Annotated in this window: 16 protein-coding genes and 4 pseudogenes; 9 read left to right on the plus strand and 11 right to left on the minus strand. The window is 68.7% G+C overall.

Features of this window, described 5'->3' with window-relative positions; genetic code table 11:
- Positions 1-46 precede the first annotated feature (46 nt).
- Positions 47-673: a TetR family transcriptional regulator gene (locus ACWY4P_RS42600; RefSeq protein ID WP_456206194.1), complete on the plus strand. Its 627-nt coding sequence runs from the start codon at positions 47-49 to the stop codon at positions 671-673.
- Between the two features lie 323 nt (positions 674-996).
- Here ACWY4P_RS42600 and ACWY4P_RS42605 read toward each other — a convergent pair whose 3' ends face one another.
- Together ACWY4P_RS42605 and ACWY4P_RS42610 are read right to left on the minus strand one after the other, a co-directional pair.
- Complete coding sequence (locus tag ACWY4P_RS42605) at positions 997-1,524, minus strand: GNAT family N-acetyltransferase (protein ID WP_456206195.1); 528 nt, start codon at positions 1,522-1,524, stop codon at positions 997-999.
- Between the two features lie 235 nt (positions 1,525-1,759).
- Complete coding sequence (locus tag ACWY4P_RS42610) at positions 1,760-2,032, minus strand: hypothetical protein (RefSeq protein WP_456206196.1); 273 nt, start codon at positions 2,030-2,032, stop codon at positions 1,760-1,762.
- 218 nt (positions 2,033-2,250) lie between these two features.
- Between ACWY4P_RS42610 and ACWY4P_RS42615 the strand changes: the two genes are divergently transcribed.
- Together ACWY4P_RS42615 and ACWY4P_RS42620 are read left to right on the plus strand one after the other, a co-directional pair.
- On the plus strand, positions 2,251-2,853 hold the full coding sequence (locus ACWY4P_RS42615) for an ArsR/SmtB family transcription factor (protein WP_456206197.1): 603 nt from the start codon (positions 2,251-2,253) through the stop codon (positions 2,851-2,853).
- A gap of 426 nt (positions 2,854-3,279) precedes the next feature.
- A pseudogene (locus ACWY4P_RS42620) lies at positions 3,280-3,917 on the plus strand (transposase family protein); the annotation flags it as partial.
- 14 nt (positions 3,918-3,931) lie between these two features.
- Here the strand turns inward: ACWY4P_RS42620 and ACWY4P_RS42625 are convergent.
- From ACWY4P_RS42625 to ACWY4P_RS42645, 5 genes and pseudogenes are all read right to left on the minus strand, one after another.
- Positions 3,932-4,174: a DUF5302 domain-containing protein gene (locus tag ACWY4P_RS42625; protein ID WP_456206198.1), complete on the minus strand. Its 243-nt coding sequence runs from the start codon at positions 4,172-4,174 to the stop codon at positions 3,932-3,934.
- Between the two features lie 71 nt (positions 4,175-4,245).
- Positions 4,246-4,623, minus strand: a pseudogene (locus tag ACWY4P_RS42630) (DEAD/DEAH box helicase); the annotation flags it as partial.
- Between the two features lie 260 nt (positions 4,624-4,883).
- Positions 4,884-5,615 (minus strand): 5-formyltetrahydrofolate cyclo-ligase, encoded by a 732-nt coding sequence (locus ACWY4P_RS42635; protein WP_456206199.1) that lies wholly within the window; start codon positions 5,613-5,615, stop codon positions 4,884-4,886.
- A 403-nt stretch (positions 5,616-6,018) separates the two neighbouring features.
- A complete protein-coding gene (locus ACWY4P_RS42640) occupies positions 6,019-6,336 on the minus strand; it encodes a hypothetical protein (RefSeq protein ID WP_456206200.1) in 318 nt (105 codons plus the stop codon).
- A 64-nt stretch (positions 6,337-6,400) separates the two neighbouring features.
- Positions 6,401-6,826 (minus strand): hypothetical protein, encoded by a 426-nt coding sequence (locus ACWY4P_RS42645; RefSeq protein ID WP_456206201.1) that lies wholly within the window; start codon positions 6,824-6,826, stop codon positions 6,401-6,403.
- Between the two features lie 94 nt (positions 6,827-6,920).
- Here ACWY4P_RS42645 and ACWY4P_RS42650 point away from each other — a divergent pair.
- Positions 6,921-7,052: pseudogene (locus ACWY4P_RS42650) on the plus strand (IS630 family transposase); the annotation flags it as partial.
- A 72-nt stretch (positions 7,053-7,124) separates the two neighbouring features.
- Here the strand turns inward: ACWY4P_RS42650 and ACWY4P_RS42655 are convergent.
- Entirely contained in the window at positions 7,125-8,168 is a 1,044-nt protein-coding gene (locus ACWY4P_RS42655) for a GlxA family transcriptional regulator (RefSeq protein WP_010982637.1), read from the minus strand.
- 136 nt (positions 8,169-8,304) lie between these two features.
- On the opposite strand from ACWY4P_RS42655, the gene ACWY4P_RS42660 reads away from it, so the two are divergent.
- The 3 genes from ACWY4P_RS42660 to ACWY4P_RS42670 all read left to right on the plus strand — a co-directional run bounded on the left by ACWY4P_RS42660 (position 8,305) and on the right by ACWY4P_RS42670 (position 11,362).
- Entirely contained in the window at positions 8,305-9,231 is a 927-nt protein-coding gene (locus ACWY4P_RS42660; protein WP_010982638.1) for an NADP-dependent oxidoreductase, read from the plus strand.
- A 484-nt stretch (positions 9,232-9,715) separates the two neighbouring features.
- Positions 9,716-10,711: an NADP-dependent oxidoreductase gene (locus tag ACWY4P_RS42665; protein WP_456206202.1), complete on the plus strand. Its 996-nt coding sequence runs from the start codon at positions 9,716-9,718 to the stop codon at positions 10,709-10,711.
- A 48-nt stretch (positions 10,712-10,759) separates the two neighbouring features.
- Complete coding sequence (locus ACWY4P_RS42670; RefSeq protein ID WP_441129324.1) at positions 10,760-11,362, plus strand: TetR family transcriptional regulator; 603 nt, start codon at positions 10,760-10,762, stop codon at positions 11,360-11,362.
- A gap of 254 nt (positions 11,363-11,616) precedes the next feature.
- Here the strand turns inward: ACWY4P_RS42670 and ACWY4P_RS42675 are convergent, their stop codons facing one another.
- Positions 11,617-12,051 (minus strand): hypothetical protein, encoded by a 435-nt coding sequence (locus ACWY4P_RS42675; protein WP_441129325.1) that lies wholly within the window; start codon positions 12,049-12,051, stop codon positions 11,617-11,619.
- Positions 12,052-12,208: 157 nt separating this feature from the next.
- A pseudogene (locus ACWY4P_RS42680) lies at positions 12,209-13,330 on the minus strand (IS630 family transposase).
- Between the two features lie 697 nt (positions 13,331-14,027).
- On the opposite strand from ACWY4P_RS42680, the gene ACWY4P_RS42685 reads away from it, so the two are divergent.
- Positions 14,028-14,174 (plus strand): DUF7848 domain-containing protein, encoded by a 147-nt coding sequence (locus tag ACWY4P_RS42685; RefSeq protein WP_456206203.1) that lies wholly within the window; start codon positions 14,028-14,030, stop codon positions 14,172-14,174.
- A complete protein-coding gene (locus tag ACWY4P_RS42690) occupies positions 14,174-14,389 on the plus strand; it encodes a hypothetical protein (protein ID WP_456206204.1) in 216 nt (71 codons plus the stop codon). Before ACWY4P_RS42685 ends, ACWY4P_RS42690 begins: the two co-directional genes overlap by 1 nt.
- A gap of 159 nt (positions 14,390-14,548) precedes the next feature.
- On the opposite strand, the gene ACWY4P_RS42695 is transcribed toward ACWY4P_RS42690, so the two are convergent.
- Positions 14,549-15,382, minus strand: coding sequence for a class I SAM-dependent methyltransferase (locus tag ACWY4P_RS42695; RefSeq protein ID WP_456206205.1), 834 nt, complete (start codon positions 15,380-15,382; stop codon positions 14,549-14,551).
- Between the last annotated feature and the right edge of the window lie 32 nt (positions 15,383-15,414).

Consider the following 15,414-nt stretch of genomic DNA (forward strand, 5'->3'; position numbering starts at 1 on the left):
CCGAGTGAAGCTAAGCGCTTGCTCACCGCCATGTAGGGTGTCCGCCATGGACGCGGAGGCGAAGAACACCGAGGGCACCCCCGAGGCGTGGCGCGACATCACCCCGGACGCGGCCCGGCGGCTGATGACCGCCGCGGTGCACGCCTTCGCCGAGCGCGGCTACCACGCCACCACCACCCGCGACATCGCGGGCCGCGCCGGCATGAGCCCCGCCGCGCTCTACATCCACTACAAGACCAAGGAAGAGCTGCTCTACCAGATCAGCAAGGTCGGCCACCGGTTCGCGCTCGAGATCCTCGAGGAGGCCAGGGACGCCGGCGGCACCCCCGCCGAGCGGCTCGCCGACGCCGTGCGCTCCTTCGTCCGCTGGCACGCCGAGCACCACACCACCGCCCGTGTGGTCCAGTACGAGATCGGCGCGCTCGCCGAGGACCACTACGCCGAGATCACCGCGATGCGGAAGGCCTCGGACGGCGCGGTGCGCGCGATCGTCGAGGACGGGGTGAAGGCGGGCGACTTCGACGTCGCCGACGCCCGCGGCACCGCCGTCGCCGTCCTGTCGCTGTGCATCGACGTCGCACGCTGGTTCAACCCCCGCGGCCGCAGCACCCCCGACGAGGTCGGCGAACTCTACGCCGGGCTGGCCCTGCGCATGGTGGGCGCGGCCGGCTAGGCCCTGGCATCAGGGCTTCCCTGGCATCAGCCGTCCGCCGCGCGCGGCAGGTCGGCGATCGCCTGAAGGCCGGCCTCCGGGGGTTTCTCGTGGAGCCAGCCGTGCCCGGCATCGGCGAGCACTCAGTGCTCGCCGCGTCGCGTGATTGCCGGCGTTCCGCTGTACGTGTCTCCCGCTGTTGCTCCGGGCGCGGTGTGGGGTGTTCCGCGTGACCGGGGTGTTCGTCGTGCTGCGGTGTGAGGTGTACGTAGATATCAGGGCTGATGCCTTCCGCACCGTGCGGCAGTCACGAAGGTGACGCTCACGCCGTAGCCGGGGCGTCTTTAGTCGCCGAGGACCCGCTCCCACAGCAGCCCGTCCCGCCAGCTCCCGTCGAGAAAGATCGAGGAGTGCGCGACTCCGTACGGGCTGAACCCGTTGCGTCGCAGCACCCGCTGCGACGGTAGATTCTCCAGATTGGTGGACGCCTCGGCGCGGTGCAACCCGAGTTCGTCCGTCATCACCCGGAGTGCAAGCCCGACGGCGTGCCCGGCGTGCCCTTGATTCTGGGCGACGCTGGCGATCCAGTATCCGACGGAGCCGCGGCGCAGGTGCGGCTGCGGCAGGATGCCTCCGACGGTGACCTGCCCGATCACCTGGTCGTCGGCGAGCACCACGCCCGGCCAGACCGAGCCGGCCCGGTATCCGGCCAGCAGGCTGTCGATCCGCTCCGCCTGGCCCTCCGGGGTGAAGAAGTCGGCCGGCTGGGCCGGTTCCCACGGCCGGAAAGCCTCGAAGTCCCGCACCCGATGCGCGGCGATCGGAGCGGCGTCGGTGGGCTCGATCAGGCGGATCCTGGTGCTGCTGCGCATGGGCTGATCCTGGTCGCGGTGCGTCGGATGAGACGGCCAGCCTATGCGAGCCGCAAGAGCCGCCACTGCGTCATCAGGTGCCCCCGTCCTCCACTGCCCGGTCGAGATCGCATCTTCGCAGCGCACAACCGTCTGGCCAAGCGCTTCATTCTGAAACGATCAGTAGTTGCCCGGGCGTCGCCGTCTGCTACGAAGAAGCCGGGAGGAACGCGAAGCCGATCTTGTGGGAAGCACGTCAATGGCGGCGAGCAGTCAGTAGCCAAGCCACGTCGACGAAGGCGATCGCACCCCAAACCCAGCAGACGACCGTGGTGCTGGTCGGCGCCAATGCTGTGGCGAGGGCGCCCAGACTGATCGTGCCCAGCACCACCCCCGCACTGCGCCTGGTGGCCAGTGCGGTACGGAGGGGACCCGGCTCGGCCAGGCGGTCCGCCAGATACGCGTCGAATGCTTCGGCGACCTGGTCGTCGATGTCGTCGCGCATCCGGGCATTCAGCGAGTCAGGCATGGGTGGCCCCCTCCGACCCGATGGACGTCCAAGCGGTAGTCGCCACCTGCGGTATGTCTGCGGTCGCGAGAACACTCTTGATCATTCTTTTCCGCATCTCGCCCCCGAGCGTTCGGCCCATCCGTGGGTCGTCATGCCTTCCACCGTACCTTCTGCAGAGACTCTCTGCAAAAATTGTCTGCAATCACTGCAGAGACTCTCTGCAGTAGGGTGGCGGCATGGCTGAGCGTCCCGAGACACGAGTTCTTACCGGCCCGGACCTCAAGGCCTTCTCCAAGGCGCTGTCCAACCCGGTGCGCCGCGACATCCTGAGCTACCTCGGCGAGCACGGTGAAGCGAACTCCACCAGCGTCGCCAAGGCGCTTGGTGAGAGCACCGGCACGACCAGTTACCACCTGCGTAAGCTCGCCGATCTCAAGCTGATCGCCGAGATCGAGGAGCGGTCCCAAGGTCGGGAACGCTGGTGGAAATCACTCATGACGGACATCTTCACGCCCCCGGGGCTGGCGATGACAGCCGACGAGCGCGAGGCCGCGCTGAAGATCGGCGCGCTCAAGATGACGCAGGACCTGAACCTGGTCGTCAAGGCCTACGTCGGCTATGACGCTTCGGCAGGGTGGAATCAGATCTACCGCTCCGGCCTGTGGATGACAAAGGAACAGATAGGGGCGTTCGCTGAGGAGTACCAGACCTTGCTGCACAAGTACGTGACGGAGCCAGGCAACCGGCCCCCCGACTCTCGCCGCATGGCCGTACGCATGGTCATGCTGCCTGATGAGGGTTCTGGTTTCGCCCTGCCTGCGGAGGCGGACGGGCGTTAAGGGGGTGCCCGATCTGGGCTGGTCACCCTTCATGCTCGAAAGGCCGTCCAGTAACCGCCGGCTGCGCCATGTACCTCCGGTTCGGTTGACGGACGGCATGGTCAGGAATCCATGTGCCTCCAGCTCGCGAGCTGTGACAGTTTGTGGGCATGCCAGAGCTGCGTATTCACGAGGGCCGTTACTACGCGATCCGGTTCCACTACGCCTTGCCCGACGATGCCTGGGCCGTGGGTGGCCGATCAGGTTGAACGCTGCCGCATCGCGTTCGAGCACGGAGAGTCTGAAGCAGGAATGTTCACACAGTGAGCTCTTTCAGCGTGGCCACTGATCGGGGGACGGGATCGGTGCCCGCAACGCACGAGGCTCCCGTGCCGTTGGGGGAGGTGTTCGAAGTCTCAACCCACAGGCACAGGAGCCGCGTTGGTTCGTGCCCTGGTCGGCCTGGTGTACCTGCGCCGGCGCGACACCCTCGCCCAGATCGCGGCCGGGTTCGGCATCTCCGTCGGCACCGCCCACGCCTACACGACAGCCGTCGTCGACCTGCTTGCCGACCGCTCTCCTGGCCTGCTGCGTGCCCTGCGCGAGGCGGACCCGGACTACGTCTTGCTCGACGGCACCCTGGCGGAGTGCGACCGGGTCGGCGACGGCCGGGCCGACTTCTCCCACAAGCACCGCCGACACGGAGTAAACGTGCAGATGGTGACCGACCCGGTCGGGCGGCTGCTGTGGATCTCGCCGACGATGCCCGGCCGCGCGCACGATCTCACTGCGGCCCGCGCCCACCGGATCATCCGGATCTGTGAACGCCAGGGCGTTCCCTTCCCGCCGACCGCGCCTACATGGGAGCCGGCCCGTGGGTGACGACACCCCTCAGACGCCCGCCGGGCCGTGACCTCACCCCGACCCAGCAAACCGTCAACCGAGCGCTGTCCACAGCACGGGCACCGGTCGAGCGCGGCGTCGCGCGGCTGAAGTCGTGGCGGATCTTCCGCAGGTCCCGGTGCAGTCCGAATCGAATGTCGTCAATCTCCGCGGCCGTGCTCACTCTGGAGCGGCAATGCTGAAAGAGCTCATTGACTCAGCCGCCGCTCTTGCGCCGGAACGACCGCTGGCTCGCAGCCGGGCCGTTCGCCCTACGGACCTTCGACGCCTCGACGTTCGCAGCGAGGTCAGCGGCGTCCGCCTGCATACCGCGCTTGCGCGCCAGGGCCTCCCGGAACTTGCGCTTCAGGTCGTAGTGGCCGTCGCTGTCGGGCACCAGAGCGGACGTCTCGGGGTCGGCCGGCTCCGAACCTTCTTTGGGTGCAGACTCTGCGGTCATGGCGACCTCCTGGGGTCGGGCAGTGGGAAGCACAGCTTGTCATGCCGGGCACACCACAAGGGCAGCGGCTCTCAGCCGCCGCGACGCACCAGGGCCGCCTTGCGGGCTTCGGCGAGCTTGCGGGCCTCGCCAGCTTTTCGGGAGTTGCCGCCGGCGCCGCGGGAGGTGTCCTTGCTGGTGCCCAGGCCGCGGAAGGGAGCGTTGGTGTTCTTGGGCCGGGGCGCGGCGGGCCTGCCGTCGAGCGGGGTGCCGGAGGGGGCCTTGGCCCCGGTGATCCGGCTCAGCTCCGCCTCGCCTGAGCGTACCTTGGTGATGGTGGGCTCGATGCCGGCCTCTGCCATCAGTCGGCTCATCTCGCGGCGCTGGCCCGCCAGCACCAACGTGACGACGCTGCCGGACTCACCGGCCCGGGCGGTGCGGCCCGCGCGGTGCACATAGTCCTTGGGGTCGGGCGACCGGCCCCCGGCTCTCGCCGCATGGCCGTACGCCTGGTCATGCTGCCTGACGAGGGTTCTGGTTTCGCCCTGCCTGCGGAGGCGGACGGGCGTTAAGAGGGCGGCCAGATGCAATGCCAGTGACTTTGCGGTGAGTTTGGGACACAGACACGCCGACGCCACGGCGTGTCCGTGTCCCAAACTCACCGCAAACCCAGGCGTCGCACGCGTAAGTTACTGGCGTTGGTGCTAGATGGCCATAAGGCGGGGAATCATCACTGCCCGCTGGTCCGCTTGCGCGTCGCAAGCGCCGGAATCGCCGCGACGGCGTTCGGAGTGAGATGTTTCCATATGATGCTGTGCTGACGGGGACGCGGCGGGCATTCAATGGTTTCATCTGAGGTGATAATGAGGTCTACGTGAAAGTCGTGGTCGGCTTCTGGCAGTATCTCGTCCAATACTTGAAGGGGGTGGACGGTAGTCGCAATGATCGTGTCCGGGCCTATGAGACCGGATTCTTGAAGCAGGGCTACTTCGATATCGGAGTAGCCAGCGCCCTTGCCAAGTCGCACACCCTCGAGGTTAACGGCCACGCTCCCGCATACAATCAAGTCGACTGGCGGCATCTCATCCAAATCTACGGGCTGTGCAACTTTTGCTGCAGTGCGGTGTGCGGCGGCCTCGTGCGGCGGTACTGTGAGTTTTTCGGGTGCCAGCAGGTAGAACGGCTTTTCGCTGGCGAGTTTTGGGGAGGCCATGTAAAGCTGCTTGCCGTCTTGGAGGGCCCGGGCACGTACGGGCAACTGGGCCAAATCCGGCACAGCCTTAATGACGTGCGCGACCTGCCAGACGGGATGTTCAGCGAGACGTTGGGCGGCAGCGTCTGCGCCCATGAAGTCTGGGATATGGCCTGCCACGCCCTCGGGCGCCGCATCCTCACGTTCCAGCAGTGCCCATACATGTTCACGGACGGCTTGTTTAGCCTCTCGGATTCGTGCGCTGTTCACCGTTACCTCTTTTGCTTTATGCGGCTGCGATGAGGCTCATAAGCCGATCATGGAGGTCATGTACCGCTGGGACGTCCCGCCACGGTTTTAGTTCACGACCTGCCTGAAACACGAGGTTGAGCCCGCCGCCGCCCCGGTGACACTCCACAATGTCAATTGCCGAATAGAGTGCACCGATGGCTTCATCGATCTTGTGCTGATGAATGTAAGCGAGCGCCAGATTCCCCAGTGTGATGGCGTGAGCTTTCGAGCCATCGCGCAAAATCTTAGCGGTCTCCTCCAGAACCGATTGGGCGCGGGTGGCATCATTGAGGAACGGGAAGCATGAGCCAGCCAATCGACCAAATTGGCTGGAGGAAAACAGTGGCGCAGCGGCGTCACCATCGACTACTTGGCCAAAATGTTACTCAGCCTTGGTTAACGCTTTTTCGCAATCTCGCCGTTGTTGCAGCATGGCATGGGCTTCAGCTGCATGCAATACGGCCAGGCCGCTAAGTACATGGCTGGCACCTCTTGTTGTGGCAGCGGTTTGCTGTGCCAGCTCCAGGCCGTCGCGAGGGTTCTTCTCCCCGTAGAGAGCAACGAAAGAGGTGCGCAGTAAGGCTAGCCCCTCGGCGACCGGATCGCGTAACTGGCGTGCTGCTTCAATGGCTTGGGAGAAGTAGATACGGGCAGTGGCATGGTCGGTCCTTCCGGAGGCATCCCACACCAATTGGCCCATCAAAGTTGAGGCTTCGGCCTGGGCCGCCCATAGATCCCGGCAAACAGTGTACGTAGTCGTATGGTTAGTCAAGACTTCCGGGATTTTCCCGCACATACTGATTCCGTGCTTTATCTTCGGGCTCGCCCATGGTCCCGACGCTATTACGGATCTTGCTGGTTCTGTCAATTGTTTCCAGAGAACCCTCCCGCGGTCGGCTCGGAAGATCGAGCATTGCGCCAGGGATGCCGAAACCATCGGCGATACGTTCGATGACCGCCTCCCCTCGGATTCGCCTCACGCCTCGGATCACGTCACTGACGCGGGCGCTCGTCATCTTGCCGATAGCGGCTGCGATGTCCGCGTGGCTCGAACCGGTGCGCCGGTTGACGAGACGGAAGATCTCCTGAAAGTCCCGGACGGCGCAGGCGCGCTGCATTGCCTCGCTCAGGAGCAGCGCATCGGGAATCGTCAGCGGATAGCCGTTGCGTCGGGTCTCGCGTTCGTCCATGGGCCACCTAGTGCTGTGACCGCATAGGTTCGCCGGGTCGGCGGTCGTGGCGGTTGCATGTGCGGTGACATCCGATCCGACCGCTGGAGGCGCGGTGGCCGAGCCCGTCCGTGTACGCAGACTGACCGACCACGAGGGGCAGAAGCCGCAGCAGATCGTGCGCCGGGGCAGCACGAGTTCGGTGCGCTACCGGCGGGCGATGATGCTGCTGGCCTCCGCTGGAGGGGGCACCGGCAGCGGATGATCAGGCGGATCCCGGCCGGCCCGCGGAGCGGGTATGTGCGGCGCTGATGTGTCCTCAGACGCCCGCTTCCACCAGGTCGTCGGTATGGAAGGTGCGGCGGTAGGAGGCGGGTGAGACACCGAAGGCGGTGCGCATGTGGGCGCGCAGGGAGTTGGCGGAGCCGAAGCCACAGCGGTGGGCGACCAGGTCGATGGACAGGTCGGTGGTCTCCAGCAACTGCTTGGCCAGTTCCAGGCGTTGCGCGGTGAGCCACTGCACGGGGGTCATGCCGACCTCGTCGCGGAAGCGGCGGGTGAAGGAGCGCAGGCTCATCCGGGCGTGTTCGGCCAGGCGGTTCAGGGAGAGGGGTTCGCCGAGGTGTTCCAGGGCCCAGGCGCGGGTGGCGGTGGTGGTGGCGACGGTGGGTTCGGGCACCGGGCGGTCGATGTACTGGGCCTGGCCGCCGTCCCGCCAGGGCGGGACGACGCACATGCGGGCGGCGCGGTTGGCGGCGGCGGCGCCGTGGTCGCGGCGGATCATGTGCAGGCACAGGTCGACGCCGGCGGCGACGCCCGCGGAGGTCAGGACGTCGCCGTCGTCGACGAAGAGGACCTCCTCGTCGACCTTGACGCGGGGGTAGGCGCGGCGGAACTCGGGGGCGAGGTGCCAGTGGGTGGTGGCGGGCCGGCCGTCGAGGAGGCCCGCGGCGGCCAGGACGTAGGAGCCGGTGCAGATGGACACCAGGCGGGTGCCGGGCCGGATGCCGGCGATGGCCGCGGTGACCTCGGGCGGCAGCGGGCCGCCGCGGCCCAGCTCGGGCATGGCGTGCGTGGGCGGGACGATCACGGTGTCCGCGGCGGCCAGGGCCTCGGGACCGGCCGCGGGCTGCACGGTGAACCCGGCGTCGCTGAGGACCGGGGCGCCGTCGGCGGTGCAGACGGTGACCTCGTACAGCGGGCGTGAGCCGGCGTCCAGGACGCTGCCGAAGACGCGGGAGGGGATGCCGAGTTCGAAGGGCGGGACGCCGGGCAGGGCGAGGACGGCGATGCGGTGCCGCCCGGCCGCGTCGGCGCTCGGGTCGGGGCGGGGGTCGGTGCACGGCCACTGCATCTCACTCATGGCCAGATCCTGTCACATAGTGGCCAGACGGCCAACACCATGGTGGGGGCGGGTGCCGGATCGTGGACTGCGTCGCGCCGGGAAGGGCCCGGGCGGCCGGTATCCGATCAAGACGGAAAAGAGTGAGGCGGACAGCATGCGTGCGGTGGTCGTGGAGCAGTGGGGCGGACCGGAGGTGCTCGTGGAGCGTGAGGTCGCCCGGCCCGAGCCGGGACTGAACGAGGTCCTGGTGCGGGTCCACGCGGCCGGTGTGAACCCGGTGGACTTCAAGACCCGGGCCAGCGGGGCCCTGATCGAGTGGGGCGAGGTCCCGGCGGTCGGCTGGGACGTCTCCGGCACCGTGGAGGCCGTCGGACCGGGCGTGGGGATGTTCCGCCCCGGGGACGAGGTGTACGGCATGCCGCTGTTCCCGCGGCAGGCCGGCGCCTACGCCGAGTACGTCGTCGCCCCGGCCCGCCACCTCGCGCCCAAGCCGGCGAACCTCACCCACGTGCAGGCGGCGGCGCTGCCGCTGGCCGCGCTGACCGCCTGGCAGGCCCTGGTGGACACCGCCGGGGTGCGCGCCGGTGAGCGGGTGCTGGTGCACGCGGCGGCCGGCGGGGTCGGCCACCTGGCCGTGCAGATCGCCAAGGCCCGCGGCGCGTACGTCATCGGCACGGCCAGCGCCGGCAAGCACGACCTGCTGCGGCAGCTGGGCGCGGACGAGGTGATCGACTACCGCACGGTCCGCTTCGAGGACGCCGTCGGGGACGTGGACGTGGTGCTGGACGGGCTCGGCGGCCAGAACGCCGAGCGGTCCCTGACGGTGCTGCGCCCGGGCGGCCGGCTGATCACCCTGCCCGGCCCCGACGACGTCCCCGCCGACGTCCCCGGCCACGTGCGGGCGGTGTGGATGCTGGTCGAGCCCGACCACCTGGGTCTGCGCGAGATCGCCGCACTGGCCGAGCGGGGCGCGCTCACGCCCGTGGTCGAGACCGTCGTCCCGCTGGCCGAGGCCGCGAAGGCGCACGAGATCGGCGAGCAGGGCCGCACCACCGGGAAGATCGTCCTGAGCGTCGCCTGACGCCGGCCGCCCCGGCCGGGTCGGCTGCGGGCAGGTGGAGCGGGACTGGAGCCCCGGGACCGACCGGTCCCGGGGCTCCGGGCGCGGCCGAACGGGACGGGGCGGACCTGTGGGCACGGCCGGACAGGACGGAACTGCGGCTCGGGGCTTCGGAGGGGGCGGGGCTGCGGCTCGCGGGGGTGCTTCGGTGACGGCCGGGGCGGCGGCTCGCACGGGGGCGGAGGCAGGGCTGCGGCTCGCGCCGGAGGGGTGTCTTCGGTGGTGGCCGGGGCCCGCTGCTGCCGGCGGGTGCACGCGGCCGGTATGTGGCACCGGGGAAGGCGCGTTGCGGGCCCAGGACGCCCTCGGTTGACAATAATCCTGAGCAGACTCATAATTGAGTGCACTCGGGTTGAGTGAGTGAGGCGAGGCCCCATGTCACGCCGAATTGGCTGATCTGGCCTCACGCCTGGATAAATAGGATGAAGACAAGGAGTGGCGCCCCATGCGAGCGTTCGTCGTCACCAAGTACAAGGAGCCGCTGCAGGAGGCGGACGTCCCCGAACCCACCGTGGGGGAGCACGACGTGCTCGTCCGGGTGGAGGCCGCCGGACTGAACCCGCTGGATGAGAAGATCCGCGCCGGTGAGTTCAAGCAGATCCTGCCCTACAAGCTCCCGCTGATCCTGGGCAACGACGTCGCGGGCACCGTCATCAGCGTCGGGACGGCAGTTCGCGGCTTCAAGCCCGGAGACGAGGTCTACGCCCGGCCCCACCAGGACCGCATCGGCACCTTCGCCGAGCGCATCGCCGTAGCGGAGGGCGACCTGGCGCTCAAGCCCGCTTCCATCAGCATGGAAGAGGCCGGCTCGCTGCCGCTGGCGGCGCTCACGGCGTGGCAGGCGCTGGTGGAGCGCGGGAAGGTGCGGCCCGGGCAGAAGGTTCTCATCCACGCCGGCGCCGGCGGGGTCGGTTCGATCGCGATCCAGCTCGCCGCGCACCTCGGTGCGAGCGTCGCCACGACCGCCAGCGGTTCCAACGCGGACTTCGTGCGCGCGCTCGGCGCGGACACGGTGATCGACTACCGCACCCAGGACTTCGAACAGCTCCTGACCGGCTACGACCTGGTGCTGGACAGCATCGGTGGGAAGACTCTCGAGAAGTCCCTGCGGGTGCTCAAGCCCGGCGGCAAAGCCATCGGGATCACCGGTCCCCCGGACCCCGCGTTCGCCCGCGAGGCCGGCCTGAACCCGCTGATGCGCCTGGCGGTCGCAGGCCTGAGCGGCAAGATCCGCAGGCAGGCCAAGAAGCTCGGCGTGACGTACGAGTTCCTGTTCATGCGCGCCAGCGGCGACCAGCTCCGCCAGATCACCACTCTCATCGACCAGGGCGCGGTGCGCCCGGTCGTGGGAAAGGTGGTCGGCTTCGACCAGACCCCGCAGGCGCTGCAGTCCCTGTCCCAGGGCGGCATCCGCGGCAAGGCCGTCATCGGCAGCAGCTGACCCGCCGCAACCGCGACGGGCGACACAGAACGCACGAGGACACCACCCATGTCTGTCGCCTCCCAGTCGGTCGGACGGCGCGAGCGGAACAAGCAGGAGAAACTCGACCGCATTGTCGCTGCCGCCAGTGAGCTGTTCGCCGAACACGGCGTCGATGAGGTCACGACCCAGCAGATCGCCGACAAGGCCGACATCGGCACCGGGACCCTGTTCCTTTATGCCAAGACCAAGGGCGAACTCCTCCTCCTTGTCCAGAACGCCAAGTACGTCGAAGCACTTGAGCAGGGCCGGGCGGACGCCGAGGCCATCCCCGGCGTGCTGGACGCGGTGCTGGCGATCGTCCGGCCGATCGTCGAGTGCAACCGCATCCAGATCGACAACGGACGCACCTACCTGCGAGAGATGGTCTTCGGCGACCCCGAGGAGCCCCGGCACGGCGCGGCACTGGCCATCGTCGCGCAGACCGAGGAGGCCGTCGCCGCCGTGCTGCGCCGAGACGATCGGGTCGCAGAGGGCGACGCCGCGACGCTGGCACACATCGTGTCCGCCGTGATGTTCCTCAGCATGGCGGCGGGCGTGAACATCGCCTTGAGCGTCGAGGAGATCGTGCAGGACATCCGGGGGCAGGTTGACGTCCTGCTGCCTCGCTGAAGCGCGGCCCCAGCCTCAGGCCCAGGCGACCATCCGGGTAGTCCTCGGCTGCGGCATGGCCCGAATCCCCAAATGGCAGGTCATCCGGCCGTTGCTACCCATACCGGCATGACTGGACGGGTGGGGCGGCCGGCCGGAGGGCTACCGCCACCGCGTGCTGCTGGGATTCCGGAAATTGCCCACCTACGTGGCGTCGAGTCCCCGTCGCACAGTCCCTGTCCGCAGGATTCCGGGTCGAGGCCCGTGTGGTGCGGTCAGGGCTTTGTGGGTCGATTCAGCAGTTCAAGGGCGCCTTCGACGCGATGATGCCGTCCTACCGCGTCGTGCGTGGCGCAGGCGGCCAGGTCGGGGCGCTCGTAGGGTGGCGGCAGACATGGCAGTCGTAGGTGACCGCCCCACCACTCGAACGCCGCCCGGTCGTCCATGGGCGCATCACGCCAGTCCCGCCTGCCTCGCGCGAACCACAGGAAGTCGAAGTACGTGCGCAGGTCCCGGACATGGGCGGCCTGGGTGTTCCACGGCGAAGACGCCAGCCACACCGAGAAATACCGGTTCAGCGCCACGTCGTACACGCCCGCCGGACTGATCAGGAACGGCTGCCCCTCGGGCACCCCCAGATCATCCAACCCCTCACCGAGATCGGCCAACAGGGAGCTGAACTCCCGTGCTCGCCAACCGGTGATCGACATGACGCTGGACGATAGTCCGTGGACAGCTCAACAGCGCATAACAGAAGTGGGACGGTTACCGCGCCCTGGCCGGCCGGTGGGCCGACGGCCGTGTCGCCCTACGGAGCCGCAACGGCAGCGATCTAGTGCTGTGACCGCGTAGGTTCGCCGGGTTGGATCAGGCTGCGGTTGTGAGGGGGCGTCCGCCCCATCGGGTGCCTTTCTCGCTGCGGATGCGGGCGCGTTCCTTGCGTTCGGCGGCCAGGACGTCGCAGTGGCGGGCATTGGCGTTGCGCCAGCGGAGGTAGGAGTGCAGGGCCCTGGTCTGGACGGTGTGGTTGGGGTGGTGGGAGTTGGCGATGGTGAACTGCCGCAGTGGTCCGAAGTGCGCCTCGATCGGGTTCGCTCAGGAGGCGTAGGTCGGGGTGAAGCACAGCTCGACCTTGTGCTTCTTTGCCCAGCGGCGGATGTCGGCGCCCTTGTGGGCGGACAGGTTGTCCAGGATCACGTAGATCGGTGCGCCGTCGGGCCGGGCGGCGCGGATCGATTTCAGCGCGGCCAGCGTGTTCCCGGCACCCTTCTTGCGGCGGTTCACGCCCCACAGACGGTCGTCGCCCACCGAGTAGCAGCCATGGAAGTACCGGACGCCGTGGGTGCGATGGTAGGTGGCCGGCAGCCGGTCGGGCCGGGTCTGTTCGGCCCAGCAGCTGCCGCCGATGGGCCGGATCCCGAGTGGGCCGAACTCATCGAAGGCGAATACCCGGTCCGGGAAGCGGTCCAGGACGTGCTCGATACGGTCCAGCTTCGTCTCCCGTTCGGGGTCCGGGGACTCCTTCCAGGTCTTGGTGCGCTGGAAGGTGACGCCGCGGCGGGCGAGCAGGCACCGTAACGCCTCACGGCCGATGCGAATCACCCGGCCGTGGACTTTGCGCAGGTAGGCGACGAGCTTGCGCAGTGACCAGCGAGTATAAGGCTGGCCGAGCTTGACCGGGCGGGTGGTGGCCGTCTGGACGACGAAGTCCTCTTCGTCAGACTTGAGTTGGCGGGGACGGCCTCCCGCCCACCGAGGGCCCAGGCAGGCCAGGCCCTTCTCGTTGAACGCGTGGATCACATCCCGGACGGTGTCCTCGTCGGCCTGCACCAGCTGTGCGATCACCGGCACCCGTTTTCCTCCAGCGGAGGCCAGCAGCATCATCGCCCGCCGGTAGCGCACCGAACTCGTGCTGCCCCGGCGCACGATCTGCTGCAGCTTCTGCCCCTCGTGGTCGGTCAGTCTGCGCACACGGACGGGCTCGGCCACCGCGCCTCCAGCGGTCGGATCGGATGTCACCGCACATGCAACCGCCACGACCGCCGACCCGGCGAACCTATGCGGTCACAGCACTAGCAGGGACGGAGGTGATCTCCCCAGGGTAGCCGTGGGCCCTGAGCGGGGTTCCCCATTTGGACCGCAACGGGGTTCCCCAAATGGGGTTGCGGGGTTCCCCGTTCACTGTTCCCGCAGGCTCGCGCCGCCTCGAAGCTCGTGGGGCGGCGCACCCCCGCGCCAAGGAAAGGCCCCGGCGGCCGTCCCTATTGGCCCCGGGGCGCGGACCACCTGATCACGTGAGAGAGGCAGGCAGCCGTGAGCAAGAGTAACCACGGTCACCCGAACGTGGGCCCGCTGGTGAGAGATACGGCCAACCTTGAACGCGAAGTCTCCGACTGCCCCCGCGCCGCTGACCTTGAGCAGCTTCAATCGGCTTACCTCATGCACCGGGACGAGTGCCAGAGATGCACGCCCCACCGGCCGTGTGAAATGGCGCGACGGCTGGAAGAGGCACGGCGTACGGCAGGGGTGCCATGACCACGAACTGTGCGGAATGCGCCCGCCTGGCGCGCGAGAAGAAAGCGGCGCGCAAGTCCGGAGACCTGAGCAAGGTCACCGACTGTTCCGTGTTGCTGAGGCGACACCCGGATCACGGCAAGAAGGGCGCTTATGCCGGGAAGGGGAGGGCATGACGCGCGCTACCTATCGGTTCCGTGAGTTCACGATCCGGCTCGATCTCCGGCCTGAGGCGGAGCCGATCACGTCCACCATGCGGTGCGCGAAGTGCGAGGGCATCACGCGCCCGTATCGGTTCGGGGTGGGAGCGTGGCAGTGATGGGAAGGCCGATGGAGCGGCAGGGCGCGAAGGGCGACGGGCCGCGTCACGCCCTCGTCGGCAACGTGCCGCCGAACTGGATTCCGGGCACGGCCGGGGACGACGTGATGACCGTGCACAAGGTGCGCGACGGCCGCCCGGTCTGCGGTGCCACCGGAGAGGTGGACGAGTGGCAACGGGCGATCACCTGCCCCGCCTGCCTCACCACCGAGTAACCCAACCCCGTCCCGCCCCGGAACCACTGCGAAGTATCCCGGCCGGGGCGAGTGTCCCCCGACCCGGTTCAGCACCCGGGTAACACCGGCCCTCTGAAACGGCCCCCGTCGTCCCTGATTGGTTCCCCCGAGTCGGACGACGGGGGCTTCCCCAGGGCCCTACCCCGCGCGGCGCGCGGTGGCGAGCCACAGCGCGGCACCCAGTCGGACGCCGCCCGGGGACGCGTACGGCTCCAGCGCCTCGGCGAGTACCTGACGGGCGCGCTCGCGGGCCGAGCGGTCGGCGGACGCCAGCGCCGTGCGCAGCGCGCCCGTGCCGGCCATGAACTCCACCGCGTCCAAGGGCGTGTCCCCGACCCGCAGCGACACCTCCACCGCGTCCACCGCGACCCGCGTGAACCCCGCGCCGGCCAGCAGCGCACGCACGCGGGCGGGGTCGCTCAGCGAGAACGCCTGCCCCTCGCCCGAGGGCTCCGTGCCGCGCAGTGCCAGGGCCGGGACCCGCGCGAACTCGCTGTGCCGGGGGTGCTGCCAGCTGAGGAAGGCCAGCCGGGCGCCGGGGCGCAGGGCGGCGGCCAGGTTGCCGAACGCCGCGGGCGGATCGGCGAAGACATGCACACCGAGCCGGCTGACCAGGGCGTCATGGGAGGCGGTCGGGAAGGCGTAGCTCTGCGCGTCGGCCCGCAGGAACCTCGCGTTCCGTACGCCCTCCTCGGCGGCGAGCAGCGTGGCGCGCTCCAGCATCGGACCGGACAGGTCCACCCCCAGTGCCTCGCCCCCGGCGGCCCGCGCGGCCGCCGCGCGGGTGGTGGCCCCGCAGCCGCAGCCGATGTCGAGCACCCGGTCCCCGGGCGCGAGGGGGGCGGCGTCGAGCAGCGGGGCCGTCAGCGGCTCCAGCATCGCGTCGTACCGGGGCTGCGCCAGCGCCCAGTGGCGCCCCTCGGCACCGTTCCAGGTCTCGTACTGCTCGTGATTGGCGATGTCCGTCGTCATACGATCAGCGTTGGGCTTGAACCCGGGATCAA

Source organism: Streptomyces sp. LZ34 (assembly GCF_053890475.1).

Coding starts and splice junctions, on each gene's coding strand:
- ACWY4P_RS42600 (WP_456206194.1), top strand. CDS start 47: ATGGACGCGGAGGCGAAGAACACCGAGGGCACCCCCGAGGCGTGGCGC.
- ACWY4P_RS42605 (WP_456206195.1), bottom strand. CDS start 1,524: ATGCGCAGCAGCACCAGGATCCGCCTGATCGAGCCCACCGACGCCGCT.
- ACWY4P_RS42610 (WP_456206196.1), bottom strand. CDS start 2,032: ATGCCTGACTCGCTGAATGCCCGGATGCGCGACGACATCGACGACCAG.
- ACWY4P_RS42615 (WP_456206197.1), top strand. CDS start 2,251: ATGGCTGAGCGTCCCGAGACACGAGTTCTTACCGGCCCGGACCTCAAG.
- ACWY4P_RS42625 (WP_456206198.1), bottom strand. CDS start 4,174: ATGACCGCAGAGTCTGCACCCAAAGAAGGTTCGGAGCCGGCCGACCCC.
- ACWY4P_RS42640 (WP_456206200.1), bottom strand. CDS start 6,336: ATGGGCCAATTGGTGTGGGATGCCTCCGGAAGGACCGACCATGCCACT.
- ACWY4P_RS42645 (WP_456206201.1), bottom strand. CDS start 6,826: ATGGACGAACGCGAGACCCGACGCAACGGCTATCCGCTGACGATTCCC.
- ACWY4P_RS42655 (WP_010982637.1), bottom strand. CDS start 8,168: ATGAGTGAGATGCAGTGGCCGTGCACCGACCCCCGCCCCGACCCGAGC.
- ACWY4P_RS42660 (WP_010982638.1), top strand. CDS start 8,305: ATGCGTGCGGTGGTCGTGGAGCAGTGGGGCGGACCGGAGGTGCTCGTG.
- ACWY4P_RS42665 (WP_456206202.1), top strand. CDS start 9,716: ATGCGAGCGTTCGTCGTCACCAAGTACAAGGAGCCGCTGCAGGAGGCG.
- ACWY4P_RS42670 (WP_441129324.1), top strand. CDS start 10,760: ATGTCTGTCGCCTCCCAGTCGGTCGGACGGCGCGAGCGGAACAAGCAG.
- ACWY4P_RS42675 (WP_441129325.1), bottom strand. CDS start 12,051: ATGTCGATCACCGGTTGGCGAGCACGGGAGTTCAGCTCCCTGTTGGCC.
- ACWY4P_RS42685 (WP_456206203.1), top strand. CDS start 14,028: ATGACGCGCGCTACCTATCGGTTCCGTGAGTTCACGATCCGGCTCGAT.
- ACWY4P_RS42690 (WP_456206204.1), top strand. CDS start 14,174: ATGGGAAGGCCGATGGAGCGGCAGGGCGCGAAGGGCGACGGGCCGCGT.
- ACWY4P_RS42695 (WP_456206205.1), bottom strand. CDS start 15,382: ATGACGACGGACATCGCCAATCACGAGCAGTACGAGACCTGGAACGGT.